The organism is Gemmiger formicilis, from assembly GCF_024462815.1.
In the GTDB taxonomy this organism is placed as follows: Bacteria; Bacillota; Clostridia; order Oscillospirales; family Ruminococcaceae; genus Gemmiger.
Window position 1 is genome coordinate 116,442 of record NZ_JANGCG010000007.1, and the last position, 17,387, is coordinate 133,828.

Sequence of the window (17,387 nt, forward strand, 5' to 3'; positions counted from 1 at the left end):
TAGAAACCCGGCGTGCCGCCCCAGGGCGGGATGGCGCGGGCGTGGGGCGCCCCCCCGGGGGGGGGGGGGCCCCCCCCCCCCCCCCCCTGACCGGTGATAAAAGAGGACAAGGAGAAAAACCGGAGAAAACAGTTTAGGAGAACTGTTTAGGAGGTTTTAGGAGAAAAACGTTTGGAAAGAATTGTAATGCGTTACAGTTGCGTACCCACTACTTACGCAGCTGCGTTCAGGGCAGCCTCAGAAGCCCAGCCATCGACAAAGGCGGTGACAACGTCATCCCAGCTGCCGGTACCGGCGGCGTAGGCGGTCAGAGCAGAGCCGACACCGTTCTTCCAGTTCTCGGAAGGCATGGTGGAGAAGTTCCAGGCCACAGGGGTCTTGCCGGCGGCGGTCATTTCCTTATCGGCCTTGACGAAGACGTTGGGGGACTCGACAGCATTCTTGAAGGGGATAACGAAGCCCATGTCGTTAGCCATGGCCTTGGTACCCTCGTCAGAGGAAACGCACCAGTACATGAAGTCGAGCGTTGCGTTGATGTCGTCCTCGCTGGCTTCTTTGTTGACGCACCAGTAGTTCTCGGTGCCGGTGCACAGGCCCTGGTTGGCTTCATCGCCGACGCCAATGTAGATGGGCAGCATGGTCAGGTCGTCATCGGTGAAGGGCTTGCCGTCGCCGACGAGGTTGGTGTACTCCCAGGAACCGTTCTGGTAGAAAACGGCCTCTTCGTTCAGGAACTCGTTGCGGCTGTCGTCGCCGGTCTTGCCAGCCAGTTCAGTGGGATCGCAGGTGGAGTTGTTGATGTACAGGTCGAAGATATTCTTGTAGTTGTCGAGATAGGTGCCCTTGATGGCGTCGGTGTTGTCGATGCCGTCCTCCTGATACTCGAAGTAGATGGGCAGGTTGGCCAGATGGGTCTTGTAGCGCCAGTCAGAGGAGCCGTCCATACCAGCGGAGGTGAAGGCGGAGAAGCCCAGCTCGTCCTTGCGGGCGGTGATGTCCTCGGCCACCTTCTTCAGGTCGTCGAAGCTCTTGATGTCATCAACGGTGTAGCCGGCCTTCTCCAGCAGGGTCTTATTGGTGATCAGGCCGTAGCTCTCGATAACGTAGCCGATGCCCAGCATCTGGTCGCCGTCTTTCAGGGCGTAGGTGTCGCTGGTCAGATCGCCTGCAATCTTGGTGCCGGACAGATCGTAGCAGTAGTCCTTCCAGTTGGCAAGGCCGACAGGGCCGTTGACCTGGAACAGGGTGGGCGCATCGCTCTTGGCCATCTCGCTCATCAGGGTGGTCTCATACTGGCCGGAGGCGGCGGTCACGACGGTGACGGGAACACCGGTCTCCTCGGTGTACTTCTTGGCCAGATCCTGCCAGGCTTCATCCTGCTCGGGCTTGAAGTTCAGGTAGTAGACCTTGCCGGCTGCTGCGGGGGTCTCAGCCTCGGTAGAAGCAGCAGTGGAGGTGGAGTCCGCGGTAGAAGCGGCCTCTGCGGTAGAGGTAGGCGTGGAGGCGCTGCCGCCGCAGCCTGCCAGCAGACCGGCTGCCATCGCGGCGGCCAGGGTCACGGAGAGAGTCTTTTTCGCTTTCATGTTTTTTCCTCCTTCTAAAGAAAAACAAGAGTTGCAGTAGTGATTGCGTTTTCTTATTCGGAAACGTTTCCGTTTCGGATTGATATTATAATACACCATAAATAGCGAAAAATCAATCGTTTTTTAGTGATTTTATCCAAGATTGGAACCTTGCACAAATTAGAATACCTGTTTTTGTGGAAATATTTCAAAAAACAGGTTGCTTTTTGCCGGAAACGGTTCCTTTGTTGCGCAACCGTTTCCATATGTTGCGCAGTTTTCAAGGCAAATCGCGGCACCATCCACCTCTATTTTCCTCGACTCTATCCCCATTTAGGGGAGGCGTTCATCCCTCCCGGTGCGTTTGCCGCCATTACGCGATTCATTTTTTTGTGGAATTGTAGAGGCCGCATCTATGCGGCCCGCGCGTGTACGGTGATTGGTCGCTCGCGGGAAAGCCGAGGGCCGGGTATGCCCGACGCAAAAGCAGCGCACCGTTCCCACAGTGCGCTGCTCCCTCATTATGCTATTCCATAGCCCAGTCTCAGGTTTTCGTCGATTCCCGCATACTGACCTGGTAGCCCAACTCCACGCGGGTCTCCACTTCGTGGCCTTTGAGCACCTGCAAAAGCTGCTGGGTCGCTTTGCGGCCCAGGGCGTCGGCGTCAAACTGCACCGCCGTGATGGCGGGCGACGACTCAGCCAGCGCGCTGCTGTCATACAGCGACGCCACGCGGATATCCTGCGGCACCCGCACACCCTGCTGCTTGAGCATATTCATCACCAGCAGGGTCAGCCGGTCGTCCATGCACAGGATGCAATCCGGCTTGCGCTCCAACGCCTGGCTCACGGCCTGCATCCGCAAATCGTCGGTTTCCAGCTCCAAAAACAGCAGGCTCTCGTCGATTTTCTGATTCATCATGTCATAGGCCTGCTTGAAGCCTTCCAGGCGCGACATATTGACGGTGTACAGCATCGTACCGCCCAACAGGGCGATCCGCTTCATGCCCTTCATCAGCAGCAGGCTGGTCAGCTCCCGGCAGCCGCCGACCTGGTCATGATCCACCGACATCACGGTCGGATTCTCGGGGCGGCCGATGGCTACAAAGGGCAGCTTGCGGCTTTTCAGCAGCGGAATCAGCGGGTCGCGTTCCAGCGTGCGGGTCAGAATCAGGCCGTCGATCTTGCGGTTGTCCAAAAGGCGCTCCACCGGGCGTGTCTCGTTCTCGCCTACCAGGGTCAGCAGCACATCGTAATCACGGTTCTCCGCCACCTGATAGACCGAACGCATCGTCTTGCGCAAATACGGCATCTCAAAATCAGAGAACTGCTTGGAGATCACCAGCGAAATGTTGTACGAGCAGCGCATCGCCAGCCCGCGTGCCATCACACTGGGGGTGTAGTTATGCTCCTTCACGTAGTCCTGTACGCGCTGACGGGTTGCTTCGCCCACACGGCCATTGCCGGATATTGCCCGGGATACCGTTGTTTTTGACACCCCCAAAGCCGCAGCAATCGTTCCAATATCCACAACCTTGTCATTTTTCGGCAATCGCGCCATGATTTCATCTCCTTATCGCATTTCACTACTATAATAATAGGTTTGAAGCGCCGCGTCAAGGCGTTATTTGCTCTTGTTACTTTCCCCCCTGGAGAATATCACATATTTTCCGGCAATTACCTGTGTAAATTTTTGCGCAGTATGCGGCACAAGCCGCGTACCTGTTGCGCGGTTTGCGCGCTGACTGGTCCCGGCGCAAACTGCGCCGTCTGCACAAACGCCAGCAGCGTTTCCACATCCTGCGGAGCCGCCGTTTTGGTGTGTTCCCGTAAAAATTGTTTAAACTCTTCCTGATCAGAGGATACCCCTTCGCTCAGGCCGCAGCGGCACATCTTTTTGTACAGCGCGCGGAACTCCGCCCGCACAGTATCGGCCGGGGTGCGCCGTGCACGGGCAATGCCCCACACGGCCAGCGCGGCCAGCACCGCCGCCAGCGGCAGCAGCCACCAAAAAGCTCGGGCCTGCGGGGCGGTCGGGTCCGCCTCCGGCACGGGCGTTGCGGCGGGCAGCGGAGTCTCGGTATCATCGGCAGTCGGCACGGCGTTCGCGTTGGCGGCCAGCTGGTCCTCGGTCAGCTCGCTGACCATACCGGGGGTCGTTTCCAGCGGGGTCCAGCCCTGCCCGGCAAGGTACACCTCGGCCCAGGCGTGGGCGTTGTCGTCCTGCAAAACGGCCTGCCAGCCACCGTCGCTCTCGGCAAACAGGCTTTTGGGGGCAGCATAGCCCACCACATAGCGGGCGGGCAGGCCCAGCATCCGGCAGAGCACCACCGCCGCCGACGCAAACTGCGTGCTGCTGCCCGCATGGCTCTCGTTCAGGAAATACAGCACCGGGTCGGCCCCGTCGGCTGGCTGGGGCGGGTCACCGGTGTAGGTGCAGTGCTCGTTCAGGCAGCTGCGTACAAAGGTCCGTATCGCGTCGGCGTCGCCGGTCAGTTTGTATTCTTTTTCCGCTGCATTGCAAAATTCTTGCAGCGTGCCGTAGTCTGCGCCGTCGGGCGTCGCCAGGTAGCGGCTCTCTGCGTAGGCTGCGTAGGCGCTTTCCAGCCGGTCCAGCACACTGGGATCCGCGTCGGCACGGGCGGTCAGCAGCGTTTTGGCCTCCCCGCGCGGGAAGTAGTAGAACGTGTCATCCTGCGCGGTCTGGCCTGCTGCCGCGCCGTCGCCATTCAGGCGGTAGTAATCGTTAAAATAGGCGTTATAGGGTGCAAAAGTGTAGGTATCGTCGGCGTGCAGCCGCTGCACGGTCATCTGCTGCGGTGCGGCACCATCGTAAGCGGCCCGCAGAAACGGCAGGTTCGCGATTGCCAAACGGCTGTCACCGTCGGTTTTCCAGCTAGCGGCGGCATTGTCGAACTGCTCGGCGTCCGCAGGCTGCCAGCTATGCCCATCGTATTCCGCGCCGATAAACCCGCGTAGGTAGACCGTCTCCGTCGGCTTCTCGTCGGTCGTGACGAGTAAATCCTCCAGCCCTTGCAGGGCTAGGCCGTCGCTCTGGGTCAGGCTGCCGTCCTCGACGCCGCCCGCCGCCGCGCTGACGTGAAAGTTCAACGCCCCGCCGCTGATTTTTGGCAGCCACTCGATGGCCGCCCCCAGCGCCGCCTCCCGGGCGCGCTCCGTCACCGGCTGCAGAGCATCCAGTGGCAGGGCCAACACCGGGCGCAGTGCCAGCGCAGGCAGGAACAACACCGCGCAGACCAGCATCATCCCGGCGGCGGTAGTTTTCTGGATCGTGAGGAAGTTTTCCACATTCGCAGCGTAAACGGTGGAATCTTTTTTGCCCCACAGCCGCCTGCGCCGCACCGACCGCGCCGCCGCCCACGCGCCGACGCAGCCCAGGAGCAGCAGCAGCCAGCCCACAGCTCCGCCGCCCGCGCCCGCCAGCAGCACAAGCACCACGGCAGGCAGCAATACCAAATCCAAAAGCAGTGCATCGCTGCGCCAGACCGTCACAGCGGCAAAAAACGCCGTGATGGGCACAAGCGCCAGCAGCACAAACAGCCCGCACGCACCCGCCTCAGCCACAGCAAAATCCGCGTTGAAACGTTCATTCAGGCATAGCTTCACGGCGTTGGCAAAGGCATCCATGCCGCGCAGGAAGTCCCGCTGCACCAAAAACAGCAGCACCAGATGCCCCACGGCCAGCGCCAGCACAGCCCCGCGCTTGGCGGCGGCAGGCAGCGGTGCATAGCACAGCGCCAACCACAGGGCGCACAGCGCCGCCGCGCCGGGCCAGATCCAGGCGGGCAGCGCCAGCGAAAACGCGCTGTTCACCGCCGCCAGCAGCCCCAGCGTCAGCAGCAAAAGTATCGAAAAATCCACGCAGCCACGCAGAACAGGTTGTGCCGCTGCACCCTGCTGGGGCAGCAGCACGCGGTCCACAAATTCCAGCCCGGTGTCCGAGTCGGCGGCCTTGCGGCGGGTCAGGGTGCGCAGCCGGGTCACAGCCGCCCGCCCAAAATTCAGCACGGGCGGCGGGGTGCCGCCATCCTCGGCCAGCAGCGTGCCGGCCGGGTCAGCACGGTAGGTCGTGCCCAGCGGCTCCCGCACGGTCAGCTCGTCCACCTTGGCCGTCAATTTCCAGTGGATTTGTTTTAAGGGATCCCCCGCACGGTAGGGGCGCAGATCGTAGACGCCGTCGGCAATGTCCTCTCCCGCGCGGCTCTCCTGCTCGGCGCGGTTCTGCGGGGTATTGCCCGCGCCGTCGGCCTCTCCCTCGGCGGGCGGCAGCACGCACAGTTCCCACGTTTGGCCGTCCGGCGGGCTGTCCGCCGCAAACAGGCCCAAGTGATCCCGCACCGTCAGCTTTTGCAGTTTGAACCGCCACAGTCCGCTTTTGGCGGCCCGCAGCGTCACCCGCAGGTCGGCGCGGCCGCCCGGGGCCAGCATGGCGGCACAGGGCAGCTCGATGGCCGTACCGCTCTCGGCATCCTCGGCCCGCAGCACGGCCCGCAGTTCAGGCACGGTGCGCCGCCCGGCGTTTTGCAGATGCACGGTCACGGCAAATGCCTCGCCGGGGCGCACCGGCTTGGCGGGCAGCTGCAAGGCCGCCGTCACCTGTCGCCGCAGCGTGCGGGCGTCCCACCACAAAAACGCGGTGAACACCATCGCCAGCGCCAGCAGGAACACCACAAACGGCGCACGGCTGACCGCGGCGGCGCAAAACAGCACAGCCAGCAGCAGGCCGCAGCCCACCTTACCTGCCATGGGTCGGTTTCTCCGGGCGGGGGCGCGGCACAGTGTGCAGCACATCGGCAATCACGTTTTCCACCGTCTCCCCACCGGTGCGGGCCTGCTCGGTCAGACTCAGGCGGTGGTGCGCGGTGTCGGCAAAAATCGCGGTCACATCCTGGGGCACGACAAACTCCCGCCCCGAGAGGTACGCCGCGGCCCGCGCCATACCGGCCACGGCCAGCGACGCACGGGGGCTAAGCCCCAGCGCCAGCCGTGTGTCCTTGCGGGTCGCCTGGGAAAGCTCTACGATATACCGCAAAATTTCCTCGCTCATATAAATGTTGTCCACTTCGGCCTGCATGGTCAGCAGGTCATTCTGGTCCATGACCGGCTGCACGCGGTCCAGCAGACCGTGGCGCGGCTGGCGGGTCAAAATCTCCATTTCGGCCTCGGTGTCGGGGTAGCCCATGACCACGCAGACCATAAAACGGTCGAGCTGCGACTCCGGCAGCATCTGCGTACCGATTGAGCCAACCGGGTTTTCCGTCGCCATGACGGTGAAGGGCTGGGGCAGCTTGCGGGTCACGCCGTCCACCGTCACCGCACCTTCCTCCATGACTTCCAGCAGGGCGGATTGGGTGCGGGCACTGGTACGGTTGATCTCATCGGCCAAAAACAGGTTGCAGGCCACCGCGCCGGGGTGGTAAACGAACTTGCCGGTTTCTTTTTGGTACAGCGAAAACCCCACAATATCGGACGGTAATACGTCCGGTGTGAACTGTACGCGGTTCTGGGTCAGCTGCATAGCGCGGGCAAACGCCTGGGCCAGTGTGGTTTTGCCCACGCCGGGGATATCCTCCACCAGCACATGGCCGCGGGCCAGCATTGCCATCATGATTTTCAAAATTGCTTCGGGCTTGCCCAGTACGGCCTTGCCCACCTCGGCCGTCACGGCCAGCGCTTTTTCTCGTGTCTGCATCAATCAGTCCTTTCTGTGGCGGCGCAGGATCAGCCCGCATCCCACCACGGCGGCAATCAGCATAATTCCTGCCCACAGGGCGTTGTTTTCCAGCCATATCATCCAGTTGGAGTACGCCCCGCCCGCATCCTCGCCGCTGCCCTCGTTCGGCAGCGGGCTGATGCTCTCGGGCGCGATTTCCTCCACGGCGGCGGTGCCATCGGGGCTTTCCACCGTCACCTGGCGGGGCGCGGCGTCCCAGCTGCCCGCGCACTCGGCCAAATCTTCCTCATGGGTGACGGGGGCGACGCCGGGGTCGCGCTCGGCAATGACCAGGTAGCGCTGGGTGTTCTGGGTATAGGGGTGGCAGGTCGTTAAGGTCAACAGGTCCCGCCCCGGCTGTATCAGTATCGCATTTATGTCGTCCGGCTGTATGATCTTCAGCTCACACACGCGGTAGGTCAGGGTCTCCCACGGCGTGGTCAGGGTGATTTTGTCGCCGATCTGTATCTGCTGCACGTTGCGCAGCATCTCCGCGCCGTAGTAGCCGCGGTGGGCGGCAATGACCGTGTTGGTGTTCGCGCCGCCCAGCGGCATCGAGGTCTGCCCCAGCAGTGCGCCGCCACGGGCCATGTTTTCGGTGCTGGCCCCCAGATACACCGGCAAATCTAAATCCAGGCGCGGCACCCACAGCGCGGCAATCATATCATCGGGCAAGCCGTAGGCCGTCAGGTCAAAGGCGGGCGTCTCGTAGGCAAAGGGGTCCTTCAGCCCGCTTTGCCCCTCGGCGTAGATTTCCGCATTGTAGGCTTGCAGGGCGTCGTACAAATCCGCGTAGGGGCGCGTGTTTTCGGCAGCCGGGTCGTCAGCGGCCACGGCGGCGGACTGCACAAAGGTTTCCACGGCGGCGGTGCTTTTACGGCGGGTCAGGTATTGGCTGACCGTCGGCTGCAGCATCAGCCCCGCGCCCACCAGTATGGCAAGCCACGCAAAAATTTGCAACAGCAGGCGTTTCATCAGTCTTCCTCCTCGCGCTTTTTGCAGCGGTGCAGCAGCAAAAGCAGCAGCAGTGCCTCGCCGCCTATGATAATACTGCCGGTCACGCTGATCCACGGCCAGGCGTCCACCACGCGCTTGACGATGTTGCCGGTGTTCAATGCCTGGTACTGCACGGCCTGCGGGGTGTCGGCGTCCTCGTCCTCGCCGTTGTAGGGCACGCGCACGCCGCGCACCAGCATACGGTGGGTGTTGATGGCATAGGGCGTGCAAGTGACAAGGGTGCAGTAGTCCCCGCCGGGGATGATTTCCAAATCCTCGGTATGTTCCGGCTCCACGACCTTGACCTGGTCGACCTGGTAGGCTAGGACTTCGTCCATGATGTGCAGATAAAATTTGTCACCTTCCTGCATTTTGTCCAAGTCGGTAAACAGGACGGCCTCGGCCAGGCCGCGGTGGCCTGTCAGCACGCTGTGGGTGCTGTCGCCGCCAAGTGGATAGCTCGACCCTTCCAGATGGCCGATGCCCTTGAGCAGCACCTCGTCGCTGGTGCCTTCATAAATCGGCAGATTGACGTCGATTTTGGGGATTTTTATGTAACCCAGGCTCTCGCCCACGTCCATCAGGTCCACATAGCTTGTGCCGGTGTCGGCGGCTTCGCCCGCCGCGTCGCGGTCCACGGCATTGCTGAGCTGTTCGTTGTAGCTGCGGGCCGCTTCTTTTGCAGCATCGAGCTTTTCTGTGCCCATGGATTGGACGGTATCGTCGTAGCTGTCAATGACCGCCGACGCATGGCGCTGTGCCACCGCGTTGCTGACGACCGGGTACATCGCCACGCCGATGCCCGACAGAATCATCAGCGCCGCAAATCCAAGTTTTAATTTGCCTGTGGTATCCATAGGTGTGCCTTTCTGTTCGTGGGGGAAATATCTGTGGCAATTTGTAGGGGCCGACCCTTGTGAGGCGGAGGGATTCAAGCCTCCCCCTTTGCCTTATAGTATACCCCCATAACCACCCATAGGGGAAGAGCCAATCCCGGCCCTTCCCCTATGGGTTTACCCCTTCTAATTATCTTTTGGTGTTTGCATCATGCGGTTTTAAGCGCGGTCGTTCTTCTTTTTCATGCTGAACAGCACCGCCACACCGGCCAGCACCAGCAGCACGCCGATACCGCTGAACAGGAGTGTGCCAAAGCCACCGGTGACAGGCAGGGTAAAGCCGCTGCGGTTCACAACCTTGATAACTGCGTTCGGATCCGGAACTACGGCGTCGCCATTCTTGTACTTGACCGTTTCAGACTTGTGGTTCGTCAGGTTGCCGTTCGCGTCATACTTGCTTGTGTCTTTCCATTTCGTGGTGTAGCTCAGGCTCAGCTTGGCATCGACAGGAGAAGCCAGCAGATTATACTTGTCCAACGTCTTGGTCTCGATGAACTTATACGTACCGCTCGGCAGCCCCTTGTATTCAACGATACCGTTGTCATTGGTCGCCGCTTCAAGTTTTCCATCGTGGTAAATCTGAACCCAAGTCTCACTCTTGTTAGTAGTTAAACCAAGCTCTACAGCGGTAGCACCGGGAACTGCTCCTTCTTTCGTGTACTCCTGACCCGCAATCGTAACCTTATCCTCGCTGTTCCACTCGGCACCTTCCACCTTGCGATACAGCGCAAAGGTTACGCCAGGCATTGGCGCCTCATCATACGAACCGCCCTTGCCTTTCTTCTCAATGCTGGTCATGAAAGTGTAGACAACGCCCTCGTCGGTGATTTCATAAGGCTTGTCAGTTTCACCTGTCCCATCCACCGTGTCCGTTTTGCGAGAGTAGAGCAGTTTTGCCGTGTTCAGGTTACCATTTTCTGCAACAACAGCGCCAGCGCCAAGGGTTGCATAGTACTTAATGGTAATCGTACCACCAGCAACACTCGCCAGTTTTGCAGGTGTAAAGTTGACCGTCAGAATAGAGGTATCCTTATTCTCTGCATCCTTACCTACGGTAATTTCTTTTGTATAGGCATCCTTTTCTGTAAGTGTTTGTGGACTATCGTCCTTATCGGTAGCCGTAAGCTTAAACTCATCTGGAATATGCTTCAACTGGTCTTCCAGCGTTGTATCAACGACTTTGAAGGTATGCAGCTTTGCAACATTCTCGGGGACTTTGATAGTAAGTGTGTAGGGAACTTTGTCGCCAATACCGTAGTCAGCCTGGTGTTCATCGGTGCTGGTCGTGCCGGTGCGGGACTCAACGGTCTTCTCAAACTCAGGTTTGTAGTTGGTAATGGTGATAGTGCCATTGCTATTGTTCGCTTCAAATCCGTCACCATTAGTTACCCAGTCAGTTTCACCTTCGCCGGTCTCAGTCTGAACCGATACTTTACCATCCTTGTCAATCGCAAAACCATACTTGCCTTTGGTGTTGATGATATAGCCCTTGTCAGAGTCAGCCCCGGTATAGCCGTACTCCTGTACGTAATACTTGCCCATCGGCAAATCGCTGAATGTGATTTTACCAAGGTTAGTGCCAGAAGCAGTTACAACATAGCTTTCTGTGCCTACCGGTGTTTTATTGGTCAACTTGTCAGTGATATCCACATAATCAGCTTTGCTGTCCTGATACTGGAACAGCTTAAACATAACACCGGCTAAATTTTCTCTTGTATCGCCATGCTTGCCCTGCTTGACCAGCGTCACAGTACCCTGTGCCGTGCTGTTCTTCGGGTAGACAACAACATCATACAGCCACTGTTTCAGGTTGTTATTGCCAGTTGATGCGGTATCGCCAATTCGCGTCATAGGGATGGAAACCAGGAACGGCGTCACAGTCTTGGTAACGGACTGCACCTTGTTCGTCTCGATAACCAGGTACATACCAACCGGCAGACTGTTAAACTGGGCTGCGCCTTCTGCATTCGTCTTTGCTGTGCCCACCTTGCCAACCGGTGCATTAGTGTCATCGCCGGTAGCATCCTTAATGTACGCCGGCTTCAGCGTCGTTGCAGACCAATCAGACTCATTCGTTGCAGTAAAACAATCACCTGCCGTAAATTCCTCAACAGATGCACCCTTCAGCGCATCATAGTATTTCAGCAAATCAGCCGTAGTTTTCACGCGGTACAGGGTGAAATCAACACCCTCCAATGGCTTGTTGTCCTTGTTTGCTGCAACTGTGGTGTCAACTTCGCCCGTGCCATTTTCCGCAGTGGGATCTTCAAGCCGGCCATACTTATGGATTGTAATAGAACCTTTTTGCGTTGTATCAATCGTGCTGGCAGTCAATTTGAGATCAGTCGGGTCATTAACGTTCGTTGCGTCATCCGCCGCGGCGGGGAGGGCGCAGACGCTGAGGGCCATTACGGCGCTGAGGACGCCGGTAAAGAAACGTTTTAGTTTCATCTGTCATAACCTCTTTCTTTTTAAGATTATCGTAGCGGGGAAATCGGGGGCCATATCAGGAACGCTTGCCCCCTTTCCGATTGTAGCGGAATACCAGCACCAGCAGCCCGGCCACCAGCAGCGGCAGACCAATCAGCAGCCACAGGCTGGGGGCGTCCGCGCCGGTGTGCGGCAGCGTAAAGCCCTTGCGGTTGTTGATGGTCAAACTCACCGTGTAGCCGTTTGCGGCGTCGCCTGTAACCATACTTTCTTGCGACGTACTTTTTATCAGGCATTTGCCGTCTTTCAAAACAAACTCGATTGGTGCGGCCAGCAGGTTGTAGCCGTCCACGGTTTTCAGCTCCGTCAAACGATAGCTGCCCGCAGACAGTTTTTCAAAACTGCACTTGCCCGCGTCGGCGCCAACACTCTCGGTCGTCCTGGTCACTGCCTCAAACGTCGCATCAACGCTGTTGTCGTCCTTCAGCTTTTCCAGCTTGAACTTCACGCCGTTCAGCGGCTCGGTGTTCTTGCCGCTCTCGTCAAGTCCCTGCTTGGTGATAGCCAGCTCATACACCGGCACCCGCGTGTTGGTCATGGTAAGCGTTGCCGTATTATCGTCAGCCGTTATGGTTCGCGTTTTGCTGGCAACTGTGTACTTATAGTCACCCAGTTGCAGCGTGCCGTCGGCTTTGTAACCGACATCTTTCGTAGCCGATTCCACCACGCGGTACTCATAATAGGTAGTGCCGGTAGTGTCGCTGATGTCACAGGCATCCATGCCGGTGAACGTGTGTTTCCACGTTCCATTCTTCAGTTCAACTGCCGTGTCCGGCACATCTGTCCATTTTCCATCCGTACTGTCCACACGGCGGCGCTGCAATTTGACCCAAATCGATTCCGGCAGGCCATCGGCAAGCACCTTATCTTTGGCGTCCTTCCATATCTTTTCCACAGTAATAGGGATCTGCTTGTGTGCCGTGTTGGTGAACACCACCTGAACGCCGGGTGTCGTGTCCTCACCAATAGTGACGCAGGCTTTGTTGTCGGCTACTGGCTCGTTATCCACGGTGACGCTCTTGATATAGCTACCCGGTTTGGGGTCTTCCGTGACGGTAACGGTCGTGCCAATCGGTATCCCGTCCAGCGGAACGGTTTCGCCGACTGGAACTTCAACTGTTTCGGTTATTATCTCGTCGCCGCCCAGGCCGCCGATGTTCGTGTACTGCACGGTAAAGGTGTACGTTTTCCCCAAAAAAGTCGTTTTCTCGTCCGGCGGCACCTGTTTGGTGATGCTCAGCGAGCCGGTTTTGACTTTGTTGATGAATTTCACCTTCAGCTTGGTGAACTGGTTTGTACCATCCGGGTCACTGTACGAGCGGAACACGATGGAGTTTTCCGGCTTTTGGGTTGTTGCTGTGTAGCCTTTGTTCTCAATCGTCTTTCCGTCTTCGCCTAGGCCCGTTTGGTACTTTTCCTTACGGCCATCATCCGGGGTTGTGCCATTGCCCTGCATTTCCTCCTTCGGGGCACTAGCTTCAAGGTCAACTGCGTCATCGTCCACGCTTTGCGTGACGAGCTTGCCGTTCTCGTAGATTTTCCAGGTGGTGGCATACAGGTCCGTGTCGGGGTATTCTTGCAGCGAGATATAACTGCCGCGCCGGAACTGATCCGCAAAGGTGACGATTTCGCCGTTTTGCAGGGTAAACTTGCCGTTGTCCACCATGCGGGTCACTTCGTCCTTGCTGGTGGTATACTGCGCACCGGTTGCGTCCATCAGTTGGCCCGCATTTACCGAGCCGTAGTCCTTGATGGTATACTGCTTGGTCGTAAAGCCGATGCCGGAGCCGCCGCCTGCATCCGTTGTTGCCGTCTGGTCCAGTGCGGCATAATGGGTCGCCCAGTTTTTGATGCCGACCGTGAACTTCTGGCGGGTGGGATCCGTGACGTAGGGTTGCAGCAATTTGCGAACCCCGGTCGCATCGACCTGTTTTTCCACCTGCAGCTCGTTATGGTCCGGGAAGTTGAACGCCACCGCCATGTTGGACTCCCACATACCGCGCTCCATGTAATACATGGTAAGGGTGTGCTTGGTGTTCTTGGTGAGCGTCATCGGTTTTTTGCTCTTCCAGTAGAACTCATAAGGCGTATCCCTAAAGGTTACGCGTTTGAGGTCACTTCCCAGCGAGTCATAATTTTGGTTGTTGCTGTCTTTAATCTTGCTGACGTAGGATGTAACGGTGTTTTTCCCGCTGCTCGCGTCCGCGCCAAACTCCAGCAGACCTTGCGCTTTTGCATGGGCACCGCCGACATCCAGCACCAGCTGGTCATCAATAAACACCCACACATCATCATCGCCGGAGAAGAAGAACCTGATGGGGACTTTCTTTTCCCCCTTCTCATCTTTTCCTACTACGACCTGGCCGTCCTCTGTCAACGTAAAGTCAAATTGCAGTTTAGCACCGTAACCGTAGTTGTACTGGTTGACATGACTGCCTGCATTTTGGTTGAAGGGGAAGAAGCCGTAGGTGCCCGTGGGTTTGCTCATAGTATCAAGATTGCTTGACCTATTCTTATCATTGCTACTGTCAAGGTAATAGCCGTCTTTTTCGTTTGTATCTTGTTTCAAATACAGCGACGTCTCGTTGCTATCATAGTACCAATACTGCGCTACTCTTTCATTTTCATCGTTGTTTGTCCCCTCAAAAACGCTGCTCTGCGTGAAGGGGAACGCAACATCTTTGTAGACCTTGCCCAGTACAGCCTTTGCAGAGTTTTCTCCGGTCAGAAATGCTTCATTAAAGTGCGGTTCTGCCAAATTTGTTCCGTACAGGGTCGGGTTATGATTTCCGTCGCGCGTATCGCTTACCAAGCCTTGGAAGGTACTCGAATCAAGGCTATGATTATCGTTAGTATGACAATTTACATCAACGTTTGCATTGTTGACTGCCATAAACGTCCAATACAAATCCTTCGCTTGATTGCTTTGATTGCTTTGGTTGCCCCATCCATACAGGCCAAGATTAGCAGCAATCTCGCTAAAATGTGCATTGTTTATTTGATTTGGCTGGAAATGCCCTGTATACAACGGATACGAAACAGGCAGCTTTGATTTTTCTACGTAGTCTTTGTAGTAATCGCTCAACGCGCGGTTAAACTGCTCAAATTCAACAAATGCTCGATGTGTTTGAGTTCCTGTGTAGGAATATTTTTCACGTGTTTTTCCGTTCAGCTCGTAGTCCGAGTAGTAGTCATACAGGGTACTGTCGATATACTTTGTGTTAGCTTGCTGGGTAAATGCCTTCTCTTCAAGTTTAACGACCGGTTCCCTGGTCTCGCCGGCCTTCGTCTTGCCCGCTTCCGCATCGCGGATATCAGATTTTTCGCCCCAATAGCCATCACGATAACCGCCGCCGTAGGTAATGTCATCGCCGGTGTCCGCATAGAAGCACGGCTCTGTCAGACTGCTATCCCATGTCAGCGTGGCCGTTGCACGGCCATTGATGCCATTGATATTGTCCGTCGGCGGGGTTGCTGTATCGGAGAACTGTACGTGCGTGTAGTCTTTCGGGACATTTACATACCAAAGGTGTCGTGACTCGGTACTATCCTCCAGCCGGATCATCTTACCGCTCAACACTTTTAGGTCGGTCCCGGTCCCGGTCAGGATATAGTAGAGCTCTCCATTTTTTCCCGGCATTCCGTCTGTCGTTCCGGAATCGTTCTGGTACGACATATCCGAGAACGTCGCGTCAAAGTAAATGCGTGTTGCGTTGCGCGCGCCCCACTGGACGTCAGACGACCCATTGTAGATAAAGCAGTCATTCGTTTTGGCGTTATACTGGAATTTACCTACCTCATCCGAATCAGCGTCATCGTTGTAGAAGTTATAGTACGGTTTGCCGATGGTTTTGCCGTTTGCATCGGTGAAGCGGACATAGGCGCAAGAGTCTTTCGGAATCGTGATTGCGGCAGAAACACTGTCTGCGGGAACCGAGGAAATCGTCTGCTCCGCGCCGACTTTTTGGTATGTACTATCGACTTTTTCGTAGAACGTTACTGTGATATTGGTGAGAGGGTTCTTCGTTTTGTTTTGAAAATAGATTTTCTGGCCGCCGTAGCGAACGTGCTTTTTGACGATATCGTTGTAGTCAGCCAACTTTGAAACGGCATTAATATCGGTGGTCACAGTATTCTCTTTATAGTTATCGTTGTCTCCTTCAAAGCACTTTCCACCCATTTCATCAACATACAGCCAACTGCTACCTTTGTTATCCGTAGTTCTTATCTTTATCCAATGTGGTGGGCTGTTATCATCGCTTCCAACTTGGAACTGCACCCACACATAACCACCATGTGGGCAAGATTCTGAACTATCTGCGTAAGATAGCTCAATTTTGTAAATTGGCTGCTCGTCCTTTTTCCTGACCTCACCACTTTTCGTCATGGCTGCCTTATACACGCCATCAGTGTCGCCTGCACCGCGAAGTCCGCGGAAATAGATTTCTACATCTCCTCCTTCAGTCCAGTTTGTAGGCGGTACAAAATAGATTGTGTAATTTCCCTTCGGGTGTTCTGTTCCGCCCTCCGCAACTGCATTGACTGCCGCGAAGGTTACAAATTTTTCTTCGCTTTCGCTGTTCTCCTCGTCATCCGGTATCGGCGTCACGGTGGGCGTCGGTTTCGGGGTGGGGGTCGTGGTGGGGGTTTCCGTCGGCGTGGGGGTCGGGGTCGCGGTAGGCGCCGCCGTCGGCGTGGGGGTCGGGGTCGCGGTGGGTGTTGCCGTCGGCGTGGGGGTCGCGGCAGCCGCGCCGTCCGGGGCGGTCTTGTCCTCGTCGGTCTGCTCACCCGTCAGGGTTTCGGCGGTGGGGGCGCTCCCTTGCTGCATCGTTTCCACATTCTGCGCAGAAAGGGCGTCGTCGGCGCCCGCGGCGCAGACGGGCAGAGCCAAGCCCGCCAGCAGGCACAGAGCGGCCAGCAATGCCGCTGTGCGCTGCAATACAGAAAATTTCTTTGTCATCTGCTTGCCCTCCCTTGCCTGACAGAGCTTATTATTCCACAGCCCGCTGTGGAATAATAAAGGGGCTAGCCCCTTTCCCGCTGCGCAACCGTTGGTGCGCAATCTGGTTAAAAATATGCAGCAGTCTTTTTTTCCGCCGCCTACCTAATTTTTACATCTCATACATAAAAATATAGCACTTTCGTTGCAAAATCGCAATATATCCCGCTTGATTTGCTCATTTTCGGCATTTTGCAAAAAGAGCCATTCATATTTTTGTGAACTTCGTCAGTTTGCCTTGTACAACTCGTGTCGAATCAGTTGTGCAGTTAGGCAAACTTGGCCGGTTCTGTCGGATTTGTTGTGCATTTGTTGCGCATTTGTTGCGCGAATGTTGCGCAAGAATTGTTCGGTGGGGGCTTAGCGTGGAAAGCGTGCAAGTAAGGCACGGCAGCAAAGCCCCCTCCGGCCTTCGCTTTGCCTGAGATAAGCAAAAAAAACCGGTCATGCCAAAATGACCGGACAACTGTGATAAATTCCGCCCCCAAAACGAGGACACAAGTACGCCATTTTTGACGTTACAACAGACAAAAAAGGCTGTGACAACATTTTTGTCACAGCCTGATAGTTGCGGAGACAGGACTTGAACCTGCGACATCCGGGTTATGAGAAGTCTAAAATTTGTGCGTTACAGTGCGGTTTTGTTGGGTTTGGTGGTGTTGTGTACCAAGGCTCGGAATAGATTTTGTCCCATGTGTACAAAAAGGTGC

8 protein-coding genes are annotated in these 17,387 nt (G+C 56.7%); all 8 read right to left on the reverse strand.

Going from position 1 to position 17,387, the window contains the following annotated elements; genetic code table 11:
• Positions 1–212 precede the first annotated feature (212 nt).
• Positions 213–1,583, reverse strand: coding sequence for an ABC transporter substrate-binding protein (locus tag NE623_RS07955; protein WP_256273183.1), 1,371 nt, complete (start codon positions 1,581–1,583; stop codon positions 213–215).
• Between the two features lie 523 nt (positions 1,584–2,106).
• Positions 2,107–3,123 carry a LacI family DNA-binding transcriptional regulator gene (locus tag NE623_RS07960; RefSeq protein ID WP_256273184.1) on the reverse strand — a complete coding sequence of 339 codons (1,017 nt, stop codon included), beginning with the start codon at positions 3,121–3,123 and terminating at the stop codon, positions 2,107–2,109.
• 116 nt (positions 3,124–3,239) lie between these two features.
• Positions 3,240–6,329, reverse strand: coding sequence for a transglutaminase domain-containing protein (locus NE623_RS07965; RefSeq protein WP_256273185.1), 3,090 nt, complete (start codon positions 6,327–6,329; stop codon positions 3,240–3,242).
• Positions 6,319–7,275 carry an AAA family ATPase gene (locus NE623_RS07970; RefSeq protein ID WP_256273186.1) on the reverse strand — a complete coding sequence of 319 codons (957 nt, stop codon included), beginning with the start codon at positions 7,273–7,275 and terminating at the stop codon, positions 6,319–6,321. Before NE623_RS07970 ends, NE623_RS07965 begins: the two co-directional genes overlap by 11 nt.
• Before the next feature lie 3 nt (positions 7,276–7,278).
• On the reverse strand, positions 7,279–8,271 hold the full coding sequence (locus NE623_RS07975; protein ID WP_256273187.1) for a class C sortase: 993 nt from the start codon (positions 8,269–8,271) through the stop codon (positions 7,279–7,281).
• Entirely contained in the window at positions 8,271–9,149 is an 879-nt protein-coding gene (locus tag NE623_RS07980; RefSeq protein WP_256273188.1) for a class C sortase, read from the reverse strand. Before NE623_RS07980 ends, NE623_RS07975 begins: the two co-directional genes overlap by 1 nt.
• 198 nt (positions 9,150–9,347) lie before the next feature.
• Positions 9,348–11,639 (reverse strand): SpaH/EbpB family LPXTG-anchored major pilin, encoded by a 2,292-nt coding sequence (locus NE623_RS07985; RefSeq protein WP_256273189.1) that lies wholly within the window; start codon positions 11,637–11,639, stop codon positions 9,348–9,350.
• A 55-nt stretch (positions 11,640–11,694) separates the two neighbouring features.
• Positions 11,695–16,638, reverse strand: coding sequence for a SpaA isopeptide-forming pilin-related protein (locus NE623_RS07990; protein WP_256273190.1), 4,944 nt, complete (start codon positions 16,636–16,638; stop codon positions 11,695–11,697).
• Between the last annotated feature and the right edge of the window lie 749 nt (positions 16,639–17,387).

Coding starts and splice junctions, on each gene's coding strand:
- NE623_RS07955 (WP_256273183.1), bottom strand. CDS start 1,583: ATGAAAGCGAAAAAGACTCTCTCCGTGACCCTGGCCGCCGCGATGGCA.
- NE623_RS07985 (WP_256273189.1), bottom strand. CDS start 11,639: ATGAAACTAAAACGTTTCTTTACCGGCGTCCTCAGCGCCGTAATGGCC.
- NE623_RS07960 (WP_256273184.1), bottom strand. CDS start 3,123: ATGGCGCGATTGCCGAAAAATGACAAGGTTGTGGATATTGGAACGATT.
- NE623_RS07990 (WP_256273190.1), bottom strand. CDS start 16,638: ATGACAAAGAAATTTTCTGTATTGCAGCGCACAGCGGCATTGCTGGCC.
- NE623_RS07965 (WP_256273185.1), bottom strand. CDS start 6,329: ATGGCAGGTAAGGTGGGCTGCGGCCTGCTGCTGGCTGTGCTGTTTTGC.
- NE623_RS07980 (WP_256273188.1), bottom strand. CDS start 9,149: ATGGATACCACAGGCAAATTAAAACTTGGATTTGCGGCGCTGATGATT.
- NE623_RS07970 (WP_256273186.1), bottom strand. CDS start 7,275: ATGCAGACACGAGAAAAAGCGCTGGCCGTGACGGCCGAGGTGGGCAAG.
- NE623_RS07975 (WP_256273187.1), bottom strand. CDS start 8,271: ATGAAACGCCTGCTGTTGCAAATTTTTGCGTGGCTTGCCATACTGGTG.